This window comes from Allopontixanthobacter sediminis (assembly GCF_009828115.1).
Lineage (GTDB): Bacteria > Pseudomonadota > Alphaproteobacteria > Sphingomonadales > Sphingomonadaceae > Allopontixanthobacter > Allopontixanthobacter sediminis.
Genome location: NZ_WTYL01000004.1, coordinates 106149 through 120817 on the forward strand (window position 1 = coordinate 106149; position 14669 = coordinate 120817).

Sequence of the window (14669 nt, forward strand, 5' to 3'; positions counted from 1 at the left end):
GGCGGCTTTGATGCAAATGCGGGCCGTTCAGGCGAACGAGAAGGCCGTCAGGACCATGTCTTTTTCTAGCTCGATCCCGAAGGAACTTTGAACGCGCGAGTGATTGGGGTTAGGGGTTGTCGATGCCGTCCTTTTTCCTCGCCTTTGTCGCTGCGTTGCTGAGTTCCATAGGGAGCCGCGACCAGTTGCTGGTGGCGCAACTTTCAGAACGGTTGGGGCGTGCCTACGGGCTGCTCGCTACGGGATGGCTGGTGGCGGCAGTTTCGGCCGGCGTGATGGCTTGGGCGGGGCAGGCGGCGGCGCAGATCCTGCCGCCCGAAGGCAAGACGATGCTGGTGGCGATTGCGCTGGTGCTCGCCGCGGTGGAACTGGCATGGCCCAACCGCACAGCGGCACTGCAGGAACCGACGCGTTCGCTCGGTGCCATCGCGCTGGTGCTGTTTTCGCGTCAACTGGGAGACGCAGGACGGTTTCTGGTGTTCGCGATTGCCGCGGCCACTGGCGCACCGGTGCTGGCGGGGGCTGGCGGCGCGCTGGCGGGCGGGGCGGCGGTCACCATCGGTTGGCTGGCCAAGGCGGACCTCGAACGGTCACTTCATTTGCGTAAGGTACGACTGACGCTGGCAGCGATAGTGCTGCTGGCCGGGCTGGTGATCGGATTATCCGCACGCGGCCTGATCGGCTGATCGCTCTATCCGATCATGGTGATGAGGAGATTACTGGAAACTTTGCTACGGTCCGCCCGTTAATGGGCGTAATCTCATCACATCACTTCTAAAAGGGGAACTATTCATGGCCAAAGAAGGCGACAATTCGAAATCTGCACTTGTCAGTGAACTCAACGGTTTACTTGCCGACCACTTGGCATTGTATTTCAAGACCAAGAACTTCCATTGGCACGTCGCCGGTCCGCGTTTCCGGGACCTTCATTTGATGTTCGACGAACAGGCGATCGAAATCCGCGACCAGATCGACGCCGTGGGCGAACGCGTCCGCAAGCTGGGCGAGAATACGCTGACCTCGATCGGTTCGGTGGCCAAGAACACCCAGATCAAGGACCAGGACGACACATCGCTGAGCGCAGAAAAGATGGTCAAGGAACTGCATGATGACAACGTAAAGCTGGTCAAGCGCCTCAAGGGCATGAAGCCACTGGCCGAGCAGGCAGGCGACAACGCCACCGACGGGCTGTTGGACGACTGGACCGACATGGCGGAGGAGCGCGTATGGTTCCTCGCGCAGACCCTGAAATAGGGCCCACAAATAAGGCGTGGGCCTTTCCATGATTGACGATGACGCCGAATGGGCCGTCCGCCTGGCCGCAAGGTCACTAGCCGCGGGCGGCCTATTTGGTATGGGTGCCCGATGAACCAACCGACACTCCGAGAAAACGCCGATGACGCCGCCATCGCCGCCTGGATCGAGCGCCGTCTTGGCGCGGCCCTGACCGCGGCGGATGGCACAATTGCCATCACCGTACCGGGCGGCTCGACGCCGTTCCCCATCCTCCAGCAACTGACGGAAAGTTCGCTCGATTGGCCGCGCATCGAGGTTTGGCCGGGCGACGACCGAATCGTTCCGGAAAGCGACGAAGCCAGCAACACCGGCCGCATCCGTGCGCTGCTCGAACCGGTCGGGGCGAAAGTCGTCTCGATCATCGAGCAAGCCGAGGCGAGCACTGTCAGCGTTCCGCATTTCGCATTCGCATGGCTGGGCATGGGCGCGGACGGCCATATTGCGTCGCTGTTTCCAAACACCGATCCGCGCGTTGACGATCCGCAGCCGATCCGCCGCCTGACACCGGATCCCTTGCCGCCCGAAGCACCGTTCGACCGCGTGACGCTGACCATTCCCGCACTGCTGCGCACCGACGCGCTGATGTTCGTGATCCGGGGGCAGGACAAGCGAGCCGTTTTCGATGCCGCGGTGGCCGGGGCCCATGACCTGCCAATTGCCCGCCTGCTTGGTGCGGCGGCGCAAATCCCCGGCCTGGAGGTGACGTGCTTCACCTGATCCCTGCGCCGCTGCACCGGCTGGCGTACCGAATGGCCCATGCGGTGCGCAAACACTGGTGGCGGCTCCGGCAGCCTAAAATTTCAAGCGTTTCCGTGATCGCGACGGACCTGGAGGACCGGCTGCTGCTGGTCCGGCTGTCCTACGGTTCCGGCTCGTGGTCGCTGGCAGGGGGCGGGATAAATCGCGGGGAAGCGCCCGAGGCTGCTGCGCGGCGCGAATTCCGTGAAGAAACCGGCTGCGAGGCCGGCGCGCTCGAGTTGGTCGGGATCCAGCAGGAACGCGTTCACGGCTCGCATCATTCGATCCATGTTTTTGCCGCCAAGGTGCAGGGCAACCCGGCGCCCGATCACCGCGAAATCATGGACGCGCGGTTCTTCCCGCTCCATTCGCTGCCCGAACCGCTGAGCCAGATGACCCGGCGGCGGCTCGAATTGTGGCGCGGCAATTCGCAGTAGCCGGGGGCGGTTACAGCAGCGACAGCTGGGCGACATCGCGCCCGGGCCCTGCGGCCTTTTCCCCGCTGCCGTCGGTGTTTGACCCAGCCAGGTTCGATAGCGTCAGGCCCATCAGGCGAATTGGCATCGGCAGGGGCAGCATTTCTTCCAGCAGCGCGCGGCCGATCGACCGGAACTCGTCCTTGTCCGTCACATTGCGGGGAAGGGACCGGGCGCGGGTTACTTGCGTGAAATCGTTGAATTTCATTTTCAAGGTGATTGTGCGGCCCTCCGCCTTGGCGTTTTCGATCCGCTCCCAGACGATATCGACGATGCGTTCCAGCGTGTCGCGCAGAGCCGCGCCGGACGAGATGTCTTCGTTGAAGGTTCGTTCCCCGCCAACCGACTTGCGAATGCGGTTGGCGCGCACCGGGCGCAGGTCGATGCCCCGCGCTGCGCGGAACAGGTAATCGGCGAAGCTGCCAAAATTGCTGCGCAGGAATTTGATGTCCTTCGCGGCAAGGTCGGCACCGGTTTCGATACCGAGGCGGGCCATCTTCTCCGCGCCTTTCGGACCAATGCCGTGAAACCGGCGCACCGGCAGGGCCGCGACGAACGCCGCGCCTTCACCCGGCCGGATGACGCACAGGCCGTCGGGCTTGTTCTGGTCACTGGCGAGTTTGGCGAGAAACTTGTTGTAACTGACGCCCGCGCTGGCGGTCAGCTGCGTCTCTTCCTGAATACGTTTGCGGATCAACTGGGCAATCCGGGTGGCGGAGCCGATGCCGCGCAGGTCGTCGGACACGTCGAGATACGCCTCGTCCAGGCTCAACGGCTCTACATGCGGGGTGAAATGGCGGAATATTGCCCGGATCTGCTGGGACACCTCGCGGTAAGTTTCGAAATGGCTCTTGCAAAAGATCAGGTCCGGGCACAGCCGTTTGGCGGTGACCGAGGGCATGGCCGACCGGACCCCGAATTTGCGCGCTTCGTAGCTGGCGGCGGCAACCACGCCGCGCCCGCCCGCGCCGCCGACCGCGACCGGTTTGCCGCGCAGTTCGGGGTTGTCGCGCTGCTCCACGCTGGCGAAGAACGCGTCCATGTCCACGTGGATGATCTTGCGCAGGCCGCTCGATTCCTCCTCCAGGCTGTGGCCGTCATTCGCCGGTTCAGCGGCATCGCTCTGAGGATTTTCGTGGTCCATCGGACAGAAAGATAGCCGCGGCGGTGGTTGACCGGAACAAAAACATCGCCAAGTCGTCATCTTTCGAGAATAAGGCAGTTTCAAATCGAGACTGGTTGGCGGATTGCGCCCAATGCGGCTAGCGTGCCCACAGGAATTTCATGAGTATCAGCAGATCACCAACCCGTCCGGCATTGGGCGAACGCGAACTGATCGCGATGATGGCCTCGTTGATGAGCCTTCAGGCGTTCGGGATCGACGCGATGCTGCCGGCGCTCGGCGCGATGGCGGCAGACCTCGGCGCTTCGGGGAATGACCGCCAGCTGATCATTGCCGCCTATTTGCTTGGATCGGGCCTCGGCGCGCTGATCCCGGGAGCCTTTGCCGACCGGTTCGGGCGGCGCCCGGTGCTGTTTTTCGGTATCGTGTTCTATTTCCTGATGTCGATCGCGTGCTCGATGGTGACCGATTTCGACACGCTGGTCGTGATGCGCTCGATCCAGGGGTTCGGCAGCGCCGGGCTATCCGTCCTGCCCGCCACCATCGTGCGCGACCGTGTGGGCGGGGACCGCATGGCCAAGCTGATGTCGCTGATCATGATGACCTTCATGGTTGTCCCGCTGCTCGCTCCAGCGGTCGGTCAGGCGATCCTTGTGTTCGCCGGCTGGCGAGTGATCTTCGATGCGATGGCGGTCGCCTGCGCGCTGGTCGGCATCTGGGTGTGGTGGCGGCTGCCCGAATCCTTGACGGCGGAGAACCGGCAAACCCTCGAGATACGTACCATCGCGATCAACATGGTCCGCGGCGTCAGCGACCGAAGCGCGATCGGCTATGTCCTCGGCAGTGCGTTGGTGTTCGGTGCGCTGTTCGGGTTCCTCAATTCATCGCAGCAATTGATCGGCGAGACATTCGGAGCGGGCGAGGATTTCGCGCTGGTGTTCGGTTCGATGGTGATCGGGCTGGTGATCGCCAACTTCACCAATTCCCGCATTGTCGAACGGTTCGGCGCGCGGCGGGTCAGCCATACAGCGCTGCTCGGCATCATCGTGGTCAGCGCGGTGCAGGTCTGGTCCGCCAGCCAGCCCGACCAGACGTTATGGCAATTCGTTCCGCTGATGGCGATCAACTTGGCGCTGCTCGGCTTTATCGGGGCGAATTTCGGTTCGATCGCGCTGCAGCCGTTCGTGCATATCGCGGGCGCCGCGTCCTCCGGCCAGACCTTCCTGCGGATGGTAACCGGTGCTCTGCTGGGCGGGGCCATCGGGCAGGCGTTCGATGGGACCGCGCGGCCGATCGCGATGGCGCTGCTGGTGTGCGGGATCCTCGCCCTTGCGCTGGTGCTGTGGAGCGAGAGGGGCAAGCTGTTCCGCCGCGTAAATCCGCCCGGGACGAAGCCGATTATTCTTCCAGTGGAGTGAGCGCGGCAACCGCCGGCCGGGCAAAGTCCCGCCGTGACCAGCGCGGCATTTCAGTGGGCGCTTTGGGACGGTTCAGCAGCGCCTCGAAATAGGCGGCGGCGACGTGGCGCGCCTTGGCCGGGCCGGAAATATAGATCCGGTGGTCCCATGCCGCGGTGCCGGATTTGCGCACCTTGCGGCCAATCGCGCCGTAGATCCGCGCCGCGCTCAGCACTGCCCAGCGGCTGCGGAAGGGGAGGTTCCTGGCGCCCAGCCGCGATGCCGCTTCGTGGGTTTCGGCTATGTCCAGCATCCGCGCGACCAACGCGACCAGCTCGGCGCGGAACATCGGTTTCATGTGCTGGCCCGGCGGAATATCGGCTTCCGACAGCCATTCGAGCGGCAGGTAACAGCGCCCTGCGGCGTCGTCTTCCTCGATATCGCGGGCGATGTTGTTGAGCTGGAACGCGAGCCCGAGGTCGCACGCCCGGTCGAGCATTTCCTCGTCAGTCTTCGCCACGCCCATCACCACGCCCATCATCACCCCAACCGCGCCCGCGACGTGGTAGCAATATTGCATCATATCCTTCTCGGTGCGGGGCCGCCAATCCTCCGCGTCGAGCGCGAAGCCGGCGATGACGTCCTCCGCCATTTCATGCGTGATCCCGGTTTCGATGGCGACCTGACCAAACGCGTCGAACGCCACGTCGGCAGTCGGCATCCGGTCGAACGCGCGGTTGGTGAGCAGCTTGATTGACCGCAGGCGCTTGGCCGCGTCACTCTGGTCGCCCAGCGCGCCGCCCTTGTCCTGCGCGTCGGCGATATCGTCACAGCGGCGGCACCATGCATAGAGCAGCCAGACCCGTTCGCGGGTGGTCCGGTCGAACAGGCGCGACGCGGCGGCGAAGCTCCTGGAGCCTTCTTCGATCGCTTCGCGCGCCTTGGCCACCAGCGAGGCACGGTGCCGCCCGCCGCCCGTTTGTTCGGGGGTGGTCCGCATGATCCGCGACGGCGCGAGCATGCGCTTGGAATTCGTCGTCCCGGGATGGTTGCGTTCGGTCAGAGGTCGCTGGCCTTCATCTGGAAAATCGGGGTGTGCGGGGTGTAATCTGCCATCCGGTCCAGCAATTTGTCGAGCGTTTCCTCGGCGATCAGGATGCCCTGGTGCGCCGGACGGACGAAGCCGACTTCCGCCATGTGCCGGTTGAAGGCGATCAGGTGGTCGTAGAAGCCGTAGGCGTTGAGCAGCCCGACCGGGTTGCTGTGGTAGCCGAGCTGCGCCCAGCTAACCGCTTCCCACATTTCGTCCATCGTGCCGACACCGCCGGGCAGGTTGATGAACCCATCCGACAAGTCGGTGAAGGCCGCCTTGCGTTCGTGCATGCCGCCGACGATCCGCAGTTCGGTGCAGTCGGTGTTGGCGACTTCGCTGCCCGCCAGCGCTTCGGGTATGACCCCGATGACCTCGCCGCCTGCGCCGAGCGCGCCGGACGCGACCGCGCCCATCAGCCCCAGCCGTCCGCCGCCGTAAACTACCCCGATACCGCGCTGGGCCAACGCTTCGCCCACGCTGCGGGCGAGTTCGATGTAGCGCGGGTCGGCCGGGGAGGCGGAGCCGCAGTAGATAGCCAGTCTTTTCATCAGGTTCCCGTGCCTGCCAAATCCGCGATCATCAATCCGGCGGTCGCTTTCGCGCTGCCGACCACGCCCGGTATACCCGCGCCCGGATGAGTGCCAGCGCCGGTGAGGTAAAAATTGGGGATCAGGTCGTCGCGGTTGTGGCCGCGGAACCATGCACTCTGGGTCAGCACCGGTTCCAGGCTGAAGGCGCTGCCGAGATGCGCGTTGAGGTCGGTGCTGAAATCCGCGGGCGCGTAATGGAACTTGGTCACGATCCGGTCGTGGATATCGGGGATCAGCCGCCGCCCGACCTCGTCGAGGATGCGCTTTTCGAGGATCGGGCCGATTTCGTCCCAGTCGACCGTCAGCTTGCCCATGTGGGCGACGGGAACCAGCGCGTAGAACGTGCTCTTGCCCGGGGGCGCCATGCTGGGGTCGGTAACCGTGGGGTGGTGCAGGTAGATGCTGAAATCCTGCGGCAGCACGCCCTTGTCGTAGATATCGTCGAGCAGCCCCTTATAGCGCGGGCCGAACAGGATCATGTGGTGCGGAATACCGGGCCACGTTCCCTCCAGCCCGAAATGGACCACGAACAACCCGGGGCTGTAGGTCTTGCGCGCCAGCTTCTTCGAGTAATCCTTGCCGCGCTTCGAACCGGACAGCAGGTCGCGGTAGGAATGCATGATGTCGGCGTTGCTGGCCACCGCGTCGAACCGTTCGCGGAACCCGCTCTTCGTTTCGACTTCGGTCACCCGGTTGCCGACGGTGTGCACCTGGACCACCGGATCGCCGACGATCATCCGTCCGCCAAGCCGCTCGAAATGGCGGATCATGCCCGCAATCAGGCGGTTGGTCCCGCCCCGCGTCCACCATACGCCGCCGTCTTTTTCCAGCTTGTGAATGAGGGCGTAAACCGCGCTGGTCTTCATCGGGTTGCCGCCGACCAGCAGCGTGTGGAAACTCAGCGCCTCGCGCAGTTTCTCCGACTTGATGTATTTCGACACGATCGAATAGACGCTGCGCCACGCCTGGTACTTCGCCAGCGCCGGCGCCGCCTTGATCATCGATTTGAAATCGAGGAACGGCACGGTGCCCAGCTTCACATAGCCTTCGTCATGCACCCCGGCGGAATAGGTCAGGAATTCGCGGTACCCGGCAGCATCGCCCGGCGCGACGCGGTCGATTTCCGCCATCAGGCCCGCTTCGTCGTTGGAGTAATCGAAATTGACCCCGTCGGGCCAGTTGAGCCGGTAGAACGGCATCACCGGCATCAGTTCGACGTCGTCGGCCATGTCGTGGCCGCTGAGTTCCCACAATTGCTTGAGGCATGGCGGATCGGTGACGACGGTCGGCCCGCCGTCGAAGGTAAAACCGTCCTTCTCCCAGAAATAGGCGCGGCCGCCCGGCTTGTCCCGGCCTTCGATCACGGTCGTCGCGATCCCGGCGGATTGCAGGCGCATCGCCAGCGCCAACCCGCCAAAGCCCGACCCGACCACGCAGGCGGTCTTGCCGGTCGGCACGATTGCGGCGGGCTTCGCCGCCGCTGCCGGGGCGGGCGCCAGCGTAGTGATGGAAGGCGAAGTCATGTTCGTGTCTCCTGGGGGGCAGCAAGCGGACGGCCCGGCGTGATCAAGGCCTGGATGGCCTTGCTGACAGGTACGGGCGGCTTGCCGATAAGGATGCGGGCCTTGTCCGGAAGAGTGGACCGGGCGGCATAAAACCGTTCGACCAGATCTTCGTCCAGGCGGTAGAAATGTTCGAATATGCGGTAGCGCAGGTCCGGCTCTGCCGCACCGAACAGCATCGAACCGAGCATCCGGTAATAGCGGGTCCGCGACCAATGGCGCCGTGCCCGTTGTTCGATCAGGGCGGCCATCTGCGCGCCCGGGAGGTCCGCATCGGCAGCGATCGCCAGCGCGGTCTCCACTGCGAAGGGGAGGGTATAGCTGGTCAGCGGATGCACGAAGCCGCCGCGTGCGCCGGCCATCACCACGCCGTCCACGCGTTGATCGGCCTGGTAATCGGCGAACGATCCGCCGGTTATCACCGGCAGGACTCCCGCCTCGTGGCCGACGATCTCGAAATCGTCGCTGCCAGCCGCGCCCCAGCCTTGTTCCTGTGTGTAGGCGTCGATCCGGGTAGACAGTGCTCCGCGGTCCAGCACCGGATCGTCGGCGTAATAGGTGTCTTCGATGAACAGGTCGTTCGCGCCCAGCGGCAGGGTGTAGACGAAGCGGAAAGCACCATGCTGCCGCACCGCTGCGTCCATGATCGTCGGGCGGGCGACTCCGTGCGGCTGGCGGGTGCGGATGTGGCGGCCCATGAACACTTGCCAGCCGCCGCGAAAATGCTCCGATGTAACCGCGCCGCGGCAATCGATCACCATCCGGGCGGAAATCCTCTCTCCGCCGTCAAGCGTGACACCCTGGGCATCCAGCGCGGTCACCCCGCGGCCGGTATGGATGGTGGCCTGCGACAGTTCACGCCGCAGGCTGGCGTCGAAATCGGAAGATGCGAGCGAGCGGTACTGAGATCCAAGTTGCCGCGCGTAGGCGGGGAAGCGGACCTCGTACCCTTGCCATTCGGCGGTGCGGAAACCGGCCATTAGCGCCGCGCTTTCTGGCGCTGCCAGATCGCTCGCAAACCAGCTCCACCGGTGGTTGCCGCCAAGCACCTCGCCCTGTTCGATCAGCATGACCGGAATTTCCGGACGAAGTCGCCGCAGCGCGAGCGCAATCAGACCGCCTGCCAGACCGCCGCCGACAATCGCGATCTCTGTTCGTGTGTCTGCCGGAGAGGGTTTCGTGCGCGCGACCATTGGCGATACGCAGTAAGCGCCATTGGGACGGGTAGCAATCAACTTGCGCATCGAAAAAGCCGTGCCAAAAGGGCGAATGACCCACCGCCTCCTGCCGCACCGCGCGGCCATCGTTGCTACCGTCCTGCTGATGCTGGCGGTTGCCGCTATCCTGCTGGCGATGGACCGTCCGCCGATCTGCGCCTGCGGCACGGTGAAACTGTGGCACGGGGTGGTGCAATCGTCGGAGAACAGCCAGCACCTCAGCGACTGGTATTCTCCAAGCCATTTCATCCACGGCCTGATCTTCTATTTCTTCGCATGGCTGCTGTGGACAAAGTGGGGGATATTCGGTGGAAAGCCCGAGCGCTGGGCACTGCCGATCGCGGTGGTGATCGAGGCGGCATGGGAGATTTTCGAGAACACCCCCTTCATCATCAACCGCTACCGTGAGGTCACCATCAGTTGGGGCTATGTCGGGGACAGCATGATCAACTCTCTGGCGGATATCGGCTGGATGATCATCGGGTTCGTGTTTGCGGCGCGGGTGCCGTGGAAGGTGAGCGCGGGCATCGCGGTGTTCTTCGAGATTTTCACTGCATGGATGATCCGGGACAATCTGACGCTGAACGTCCTGATGCTGGTGTGGCCGCTCGACGCGATCAAGCAGTGGCAGGGCATGGGTTAGTTCCGGCGCTGGCGCCGCCCTTCGGAACATCGGCCACCGGAACATCGGTCGCCGCGCCGCGTTAAGGGGCCAACAGCTCAAGGAAAACCTTTATGCATCGCCGTTTCACGTCTGCTGCGCTCGCCAGCGCAGCCATCTGCCTTGCCGCCGCCGCTTCGGGTGCTGCGGCGCAGGATTCGCCTCCGCCGGTCGGCCCGCCAGAGGCTCCCGAGGAAACGGTTTACGACGACAACTGGATCAGCCTCGGTGTCGGTGCCGGACTGGGTCCGAGTTATTCGGGCTCCGACGATTACGTGCTATTTCCCGCGCCGATCGTGCAGGGCAAGGTCGCGGGTATCGGCATTTCGCCGCGCCCGGCCGGCCTCGCGCTCGATGTGATCGACGACGCGCCCGGCAGTCCGGTAAACTTCAGTTTCGGACCTTCATTTCGGATGCGCAGCGACCGCGCCAGCCGGATCGAGGACGAGGTTGTCGAACTGGCCGGTGAACTCGACCGTGCGTGGGAAGTGGGTGTCTCGGCCGGGATCAGCAAACCGGCGCTGCTCAATCCGTACGACAGTCTCAGCTTCGGCGTCGATGCGCGGTGGGACGTGGCCGGCGCTCATGGCGGCATGGTGCTCGAACCGGGCGTGTCGTATTTCACCCCGCTCAACCGCGGCATGGCGGCGGCGCTGTCGGTCAGCGCGGAATATGCCGACGACGATTTCAATTCCTATTACTACACCGTGGATGCAGCGCAGAGCGCGGCGTCCGGACTGGACCAGTATCAGGCGGATGCCGGATTCAATTCGGTCGGCACCAACCTGCTGCTGGCTATCGATCTCGACGGGAATCTGCAGAACGGCGGGATTTCAGCGGTGCTGATCGGCGGCTATTCGCGGCTGCTCGGTGATGCGAAGAACACGCCCTACACCAGCGAGCGCGGCAGCGCGGACCAGTTCTTCGGCGCGGTCGGGATTGGTTACACGTTTTAAGCTGGATCCCTCCGGGCGCGGTGCCCGGAGGGGATTTACCGGCGTGACCGATTACTCGGCGTCGTCCACCATGGCGGCCTTGGCCCCCTTTGCACCTTCGGCGAGTTGCGGGCGCGGTCCGGGCATTTCCGCGTCGCGGTCACCGGTCATCAGGTAAGTGTCGAACCAGCGCATCATCCGCAAATTGTAATCGTAGCGCGCCGCAGCCTTCTGGTTGCCGTGCCCTTCGCCGGGATACAGCACCAGCCGCACCGGCGTGTCGGGCTTGCGCACCTTGATATTGCGGTACAGCTCGTAGCTCTGCGTCGGGGAAACGCGGGTATCTTCCGCCCCGTGCATGATCAGCAGCGGGGTTTCGGCCTGTCCGGCGTAATAGATCGGGCTGCGCTGGAGCAGGCGCTCCCATTCTTCCCATGGCCATTTGAGTTCGTGCACCAGATACATCTCGTTGGGGATGTCGGTGGTGCCGAATTTGCTGATATTGTTGGAAATCCCGACGAACATGACGCTCGCGGCATATTCCTCCGAATAGCGCGTCGCGCCCCAGGCGCTGGCGAACCCGCCATAGGAACCGCCGGTGATCCCGGTGCGCAGCGGATCGGTGATCCCCTCCGCCGCCAAGGCGCGCTTGCCGTCGACCAGATCGTCGAATTCCTTGCCCGCGTAGTCGCCCTGGTGTTCTTTCGCAAACGCCGTGCCGTAGGCGGTCGAGCCGCGATAATTGGGCAGGAACACCGCGTAACCCTTGCCCGCGGCCACCTGGCCCGGCTTGCTGTAGGCGGTCTGCCAGCCGTTGGATTCGTGGGCTTCCGGACCGCCATGAACGTTGAGGATGGTGGGCGCGCCGCCAGCGGGAACACCGCCGACCGGTTCGATCAGCACGCCCTCGATTTGCCGTCCGTCGCGGGCGGTATACGTGAAGGTGCGCTGCGTCCCCATGTCGATTTCCGACAGCCACGGATTGTGCTGCGTCCAACGGTTGAAGGCGCCGTCATTCAGCACGAACAGTTCCGGCGGATGTGCGGGCGAGTGAGCCTCGACCGCGATGGTGCCGCCGCCCGCTTCGATGGCGGTCAGGATCAGCCCGCCGGTGTCGACTTCCTCCACCGCATCGCCGTAAAACCGCAGAACGCTCTGCGCGCCCTTGTGGATGATCGCTGCAAGGCGCTCGTCTGGCAGCCATTCGGCGTCGATTGCCGCTTCGGGTGCGTCTTTGTTGAGCGCGGTCAGCGCGCCGGTCGCGATATCGGCGAGATACAGCGTGGTCGCCGCCGGATCGTTCTTGTCTACCGCTGCGATCATCGACAGCACATCGCCGCCTGGGCTGATCTCCACATCGCCCAGCTTCCCGGGTGTTTCGATGACGCGGCTGACTTTGCCGCTGGCGAGGTCGAGGACCTGCACCCGGGCGGAGGTGTAGCTGTCATCAACTGACGGCGTCGGCGCGCTCTGGATGATTGCCTTGGAACCGTCCGGCGTCACTTCGAAGGAGCTGACGTATCCCGGGACGGTGATCCCCTTTGGCTCGGCGTCCACTTCGCTGCCGATCGCCGCGGAGAACACGCGGTTGAAGCGCGCTTCCTCCTCATAGACGACCGCGTTGAACCCGGCCTTGCTCTGAGTTTCGCGCTGCTTGTCTTCCTCGGCACCGGCCAGCATGTAGACGGTGCCGCCATCGGGAGAGAAAGCGTAGGAGGTCACGTTCGCGCCGTCCACGCCGGCCAGCTTGCGGTGGCCGCCGCCATCGACGGGAATGCCCCAGACGCTGCGCTTTTCATCTTCCGCGGCCCACAGGAAACTGACCATCCGCCCGTCGGGCGTGAAGTCCACGCTGCGGACCTCGATATCGGCGGGCAGGAATTCGCGCGCCTGGTCCGGCCCGAACGCCATTTTCAGCTGCTGGGTAGTGGAACCGTTGTCTTCGCCTTCGGTCACATCGGGCAGGCTGGCCGTGGTGTAGGCGATCCGGCTGCCATCGGGGGAAACGCTGATCGTGCCGACCGATTCCAGCTTCGCGACATCTTCTGGGGTCATCGGACGGGCAGCGGCGGTGGCGGCAATGGATACCGAGCCAAGCAGCGTGGCAGCGAGCAGAAGCTTGCGGTTCATGCGGGAATTTCCTCTTGTGACGAACGTGTTTACCAAAGGAACCATAGCGAAAGTGGTTACCAGTGCAACCGGTCCCCTTGTCCGTAGCCTCCATTCGCGGCATGACAGCGCAAAGGGGATCCAGGACCATGAAAACGCTCACCCGATTGCTCACCGGTGCTGCCGCCGTTGGCGCCGCCTTCACCGCCCAGGCGGCGTATGCGGAGACGACGTACATCCATGCCGGGTCAGTCATTACCGACGCATCGGGCGACGCCAGCGGGCCAGCGACAATCATCGTCACGGACGGACGGATCGTCAGCATCGAGGACGGCTTCACGGATGTTCCCGAAGGCGCCGTGATGGTCCATCTGCCCGACCAGACGGTATTGCCTGGACTGATCGATCTGCACGTCCACCTGACCGGCGATCCCGGCGGCGATTTCTGGAAGGAAGCGGTCGAACCGGACGAATGGGGGGTGGTGCTCGGCGCCAAGAACGCCCGGCTGACCGCGCTGGCCGGGTTCACCACGGTGCGCGAAGCGGGCAGCGCGCAGCAAACCGCCTACAGCCTGCGGCGCGGCACAGCCGAGGGTATTCTGGCCGGGCCGCGCATCGTTGCAGCGGGGCCGGCGCTGTCCATCGTCGGCGGCCACGGCGATTATTCGGGCTTCAGGCCGGAAGTGAACGCTGCCCTGAACAGCGGATACACCTGCACCGGCGCGGTCGAATGCGCGGAGAAAGTCCGCCGGGCCAGCCAGAACGGGGCGGATATCATCAAGATCACCGCGACCGGCGGGGTGCTCAGCCAGCAGGGGCGCGGGCTGGAAGCGCATTTCAGCGACGCCGAAATGAAGAGCATCGCCGACACCGCCCATTCGCTCGGGCTGAAGGTCATGGCCCATGCCCACGGCGCGCGCGGCATCGAGGCTGCTGCGAAGGCCGGGATCGATACGATCGAACACGGCACGTACCTGGATGACGGCGCGATCAAGGCGATGAAGGAAAACGGGACGATCCTGATCCCGACGCTGATGGCGTTCCAGGGGATCAGCGAGCGACTGGGCCAGGGAATCTATACGCCGGTGGTGGAAGACAAGGTTCGCGCCGTGTCCGAAACTGCGAAAGTGTTCATGGGCCGGGCGCTGCGCGGCGGCGTAAAAATCGCCTTCGGAACCGACGCGGGCGTGTTCGACCACGGCCGCAACGGGCAGGAGTTCCGCCTGATGATGGGGCAGGGCATGTCCAGTCGGCAGGCGCTCGCCAGCGCCACCACAGTGGCGGCCGAAGCGCTCGACATGGCCGGGGAAATCGGCCGGATCGCGCCGGGCTATTCCGCCGACATCATCGCGGTCAAAGGCAACCCGCTGGAAGATGCGACGGTGCTGGAAAATGTCGGCTGGGTAATGGTCCGCGGCCGGGTAATCGAATAATCGCGCCGCCGGTCGACCGATTGACCCGTTTCATCGAAC

14 protein-coding genes are annotated in these 14669 nt (G+C 64.3%); 8 read left to right on the forward strand and 6 right to left on the reverse strand.

What is annotated here, in order from left to right; all coding sequences use genetic code 11:
* Window positions 1-122 precede the first annotated feature (122 nt).
* The 4 genes from GRI65_RS14140 (at window position 123) to GRI65_RS14155 (ending at window position 2471) form a co-directional block, all read left to right on the forward strand.
* Entirely contained in the window at window positions 123-686 is a 564-nt protein-coding gene (locus tag GRI65_RS14140; RefSeq protein WP_160757235.1) for a hypothetical protein, read from the forward strand.
* Between the two features lie 106 nt (window positions 687-792).
* The gene (locus GRI65_RS14145; RefSeq protein ID WP_160757236.1) at window positions 793-1254 is read left to right on the forward strand and encodes a Dps family protein; all 462 of its coding nucleotides are present in this window, start codon (window positions 793-795) and stop codon (window positions 1252-1254) included.
* Between the two features lie 111 nt (window positions 1255-1365).
* On the forward strand, window positions 1366-2013 hold the full coding sequence (locus GRI65_RS14150; RefSeq protein ID WP_160757237.1) for a 6-phosphogluconolactonase: 648 nt from the start codon (window positions 1366-1368) through the stop codon (window positions 2011-2013).
* A 95-nt stretch (window positions 2014-2108) separates the two neighbouring features.
* A complete protein-coding gene (locus GRI65_RS14155) occupies window positions 2109-2471 on the forward strand; it encodes an NUDIX domain-containing protein (protein WP_332872666.1) in 363 nt (120 codons plus the stop codon).
* A gap of 10 nt (window positions 2472-2481) precedes the next feature.
* On the opposite strand, the gene dinB is transcribed toward GRI65_RS14155, so the two are convergent.
* The gene (gene dinB / locus GRI65_RS14160) at window positions 2482-3654 is read right to left on the reverse strand and encodes a DNA polymerase IV (protein ID WP_160757239.1); all 1173 of its coding nucleotides are present in this window, start codon (window positions 3652-3654) and stop codon (window positions 2482-2484) included.
* Window positions 3655-3794: 140 nt separating this feature from the next.
* Here dinB and GRI65_RS14165 point away from each other — a divergent pair, with 140 nt between their 5' ends.
* Complete coding sequence (locus GRI65_RS14165; protein ID WP_160757240.1) at window positions 3795-5051, forward strand: multidrug effflux MFS transporter; 1257 nt, start codon at window positions 3795-3797, stop codon at window positions 5049-5051.
* Here GRI65_RS14165 and GRI65_RS14170 read toward each other — a convergent pair.
* Genes GRI65_RS14170 through crtY form a run of 4 tightly spaced genes read right to left on the reverse strand, consistent with a single transcriptional unit; the run spans window position 5032 to window position 9519 of the window.
* The gene (locus GRI65_RS14170; RefSeq protein ID WP_160757241.1) at window positions 5032-6051 is read right to left on the reverse strand and encodes a phytoene/squalene synthase family protein; all 1020 of its coding nucleotides are present in this window, start codon (window positions 6049-6051) and stop codon (window positions 5032-5034) included. The two genes, GRI65_RS14165 and GRI65_RS14170, sit on opposite strands and share 20 nt — an antisense overlap.
* Before the next feature lie 38 nt (window positions 6052-6089).
* Window positions 6090-6671: a TIGR00730 family Rossman fold protein gene (locus GRI65_RS14175; protein WP_160757242.1), complete on the reverse strand. Its 582-nt coding sequence runs from the start codon at window positions 6669-6671 to the stop codon at window positions 6090-6092.
* Window positions 6671-8236, reverse strand: a complete 1566-nt coding sequence (locus GRI65_RS14180) for a phytoene desaturase (protein WP_160757243.1) — start codon at window positions 8234-8236, stop codon at window positions 6671-6673. The genes GRI65_RS14175 and GRI65_RS14180 overlap by 1 nt, the downstream gene beginning before the upstream one ends.
* Window positions 8233-9519 carry a lycopene beta-cyclase CrtY gene (crtY, locus tag GRI65_RS14185; protein WP_232844193.1) on the reverse strand — a complete coding sequence of 429 codons (1287 nt, stop codon included), beginning with the start codon at window positions 9517-9519 and terminating at the stop codon, window positions 8233-8235. Before crtY ends, GRI65_RS14180 begins: the two co-directional genes overlap by 4 nt.
* Before the next feature lie 25 nt (window positions 9520-9544).
* On the opposite strand from crtY, the gene GRI65_RS14190 reads away from it, so the two are divergent.
* The gene (locus GRI65_RS14190; protein ID WP_160757244.1) at window positions 9545-10135 is read left to right on the forward strand and encodes a DUF2585 domain-containing protein; all 591 of its coding nucleotides are present in this window, start codon (window positions 9545-9547) and stop codon (window positions 10133-10135) included.
* A 92-nt stretch (window positions 10136-10227) separates the two neighbouring features.
* On the forward strand, window positions 10228-11109 hold the full coding sequence (locus GRI65_RS14195; protein ID WP_160757245.1) for a MipA/OmpV family protein: 882 nt from the start codon (window positions 10228-10230) through the stop codon (window positions 11107-11109).
* 51 nt (window positions 11110-11160) lie between these two features.
* On the opposite strand, the gene GRI65_RS14200 is transcribed toward GRI65_RS14195, so the two are convergent.
* Complete coding sequence (locus tag GRI65_RS14200; protein ID WP_160757246.1) at window positions 11161-13218, reverse strand: alpha/beta hydrolase family protein; 2058 nt, start codon at window positions 13216-13218, stop codon at window positions 11161-11163.
* A 128-nt stretch (window positions 13219-13346) separates the two neighbouring features.
* Between GRI65_RS14200 and GRI65_RS14205 the strand changes: the two genes are divergently transcribed.
* A complete protein-coding gene (locus GRI65_RS14205) occupies window positions 13347-14630 on the forward strand; it encodes a metal-dependent hydrolase family protein (RefSeq protein ID WP_160757247.1) in 1284 nt (427 codons plus the stop codon).
* Window positions 14631-14669 lie beyond the last annotated feature (39 nt).

Bases quoted from the DNA above. Each gene is read 5' to 3' on its own strand.
- GRI65_RS14140 (WP_160757235.1), top strand. From the start codon at position 123: ATGCCGTCCTTTTTCCTCGCCTTTGTCGCTGCGTTGCTGAGTTCCATA.
- GRI65_RS14145 (WP_160757236.1), top strand. From the start codon at position 793: ATGGCCAAAGAAGGCGACAATTCGAAATCTGCACTTGTCAGTGAACTC.
- GRI65_RS14150 (WP_160757237.1), top strand. From the start codon at position 1,366: ATGAACCAACCGACACTCCGAGAAAACGCCGATGACGCCGCCATCGCC.
- dinB (WP_160757239.1), bottom strand. From the start codon at position 3,654: ATGGACCACGAAAATCCTCAGAGCGATGCCGCTGAACCGGCGAATGAC.
- GRI65_RS14165 (WP_160757240.1), top strand. From the start codon at position 3,795: ATGAGTATCAGCAGATCACCAACCCGTCCGGCATTGGGCGAACGCGAA.
- GRI65_RS14170 (WP_160757241.1), bottom strand. From the start codon at position 6,051: ATGCTCGCGCCGTCGCGGATCATGCGGACCACCCCCGAACAAACGGGC.
- GRI65_RS14175 (WP_160757242.1), bottom strand. From the start codon at position 6,671: ATGAAAAGACTGGCTATCTACTGCGGCTCCGCCTCCCCGGCCGACCCG.
- GRI65_RS14180 (WP_160757243.1), bottom strand. From the start codon at position 8,236: ATGACTTCGCCTTCCATCACTACGCTGGCGCCCGCCCCGGCAGCGGCG.
- crtY (WP_232844193.1), bottom strand. From the start codon at position 9,519: ATGCGCAAGTTGATTGCTACCCGTCCCAATGGCGCTTACTGCGTATCG.
- GRI65_RS14190 (WP_160757244.1), top strand. From the start codon at position 9,545: ATGACCCACCGCCTCCTGCCGCACCGCGCGGCCATCGTTGCTACCGTC.
- GRI65_RS14195 (WP_160757245.1), top strand. From the start codon at position 10,228: ATGCATCGCCGTTTCACGTCTGCTGCGCTCGCCAGCGCAGCCATCTGC.
- GRI65_RS14200 (WP_160757246.1), bottom strand. From the start codon at position 13,218: ATGAACCGCAAGCTTCTGCTCGCTGCCACGCTGCTTGGCTCGGTATCC.
- GRI65_RS14205 (WP_160757247.1), top strand. From the start codon at position 13,347: ATGAAAACGCTCACCCGATTGCTCACCGGTGCTGCCGCCGTTGGCGCC.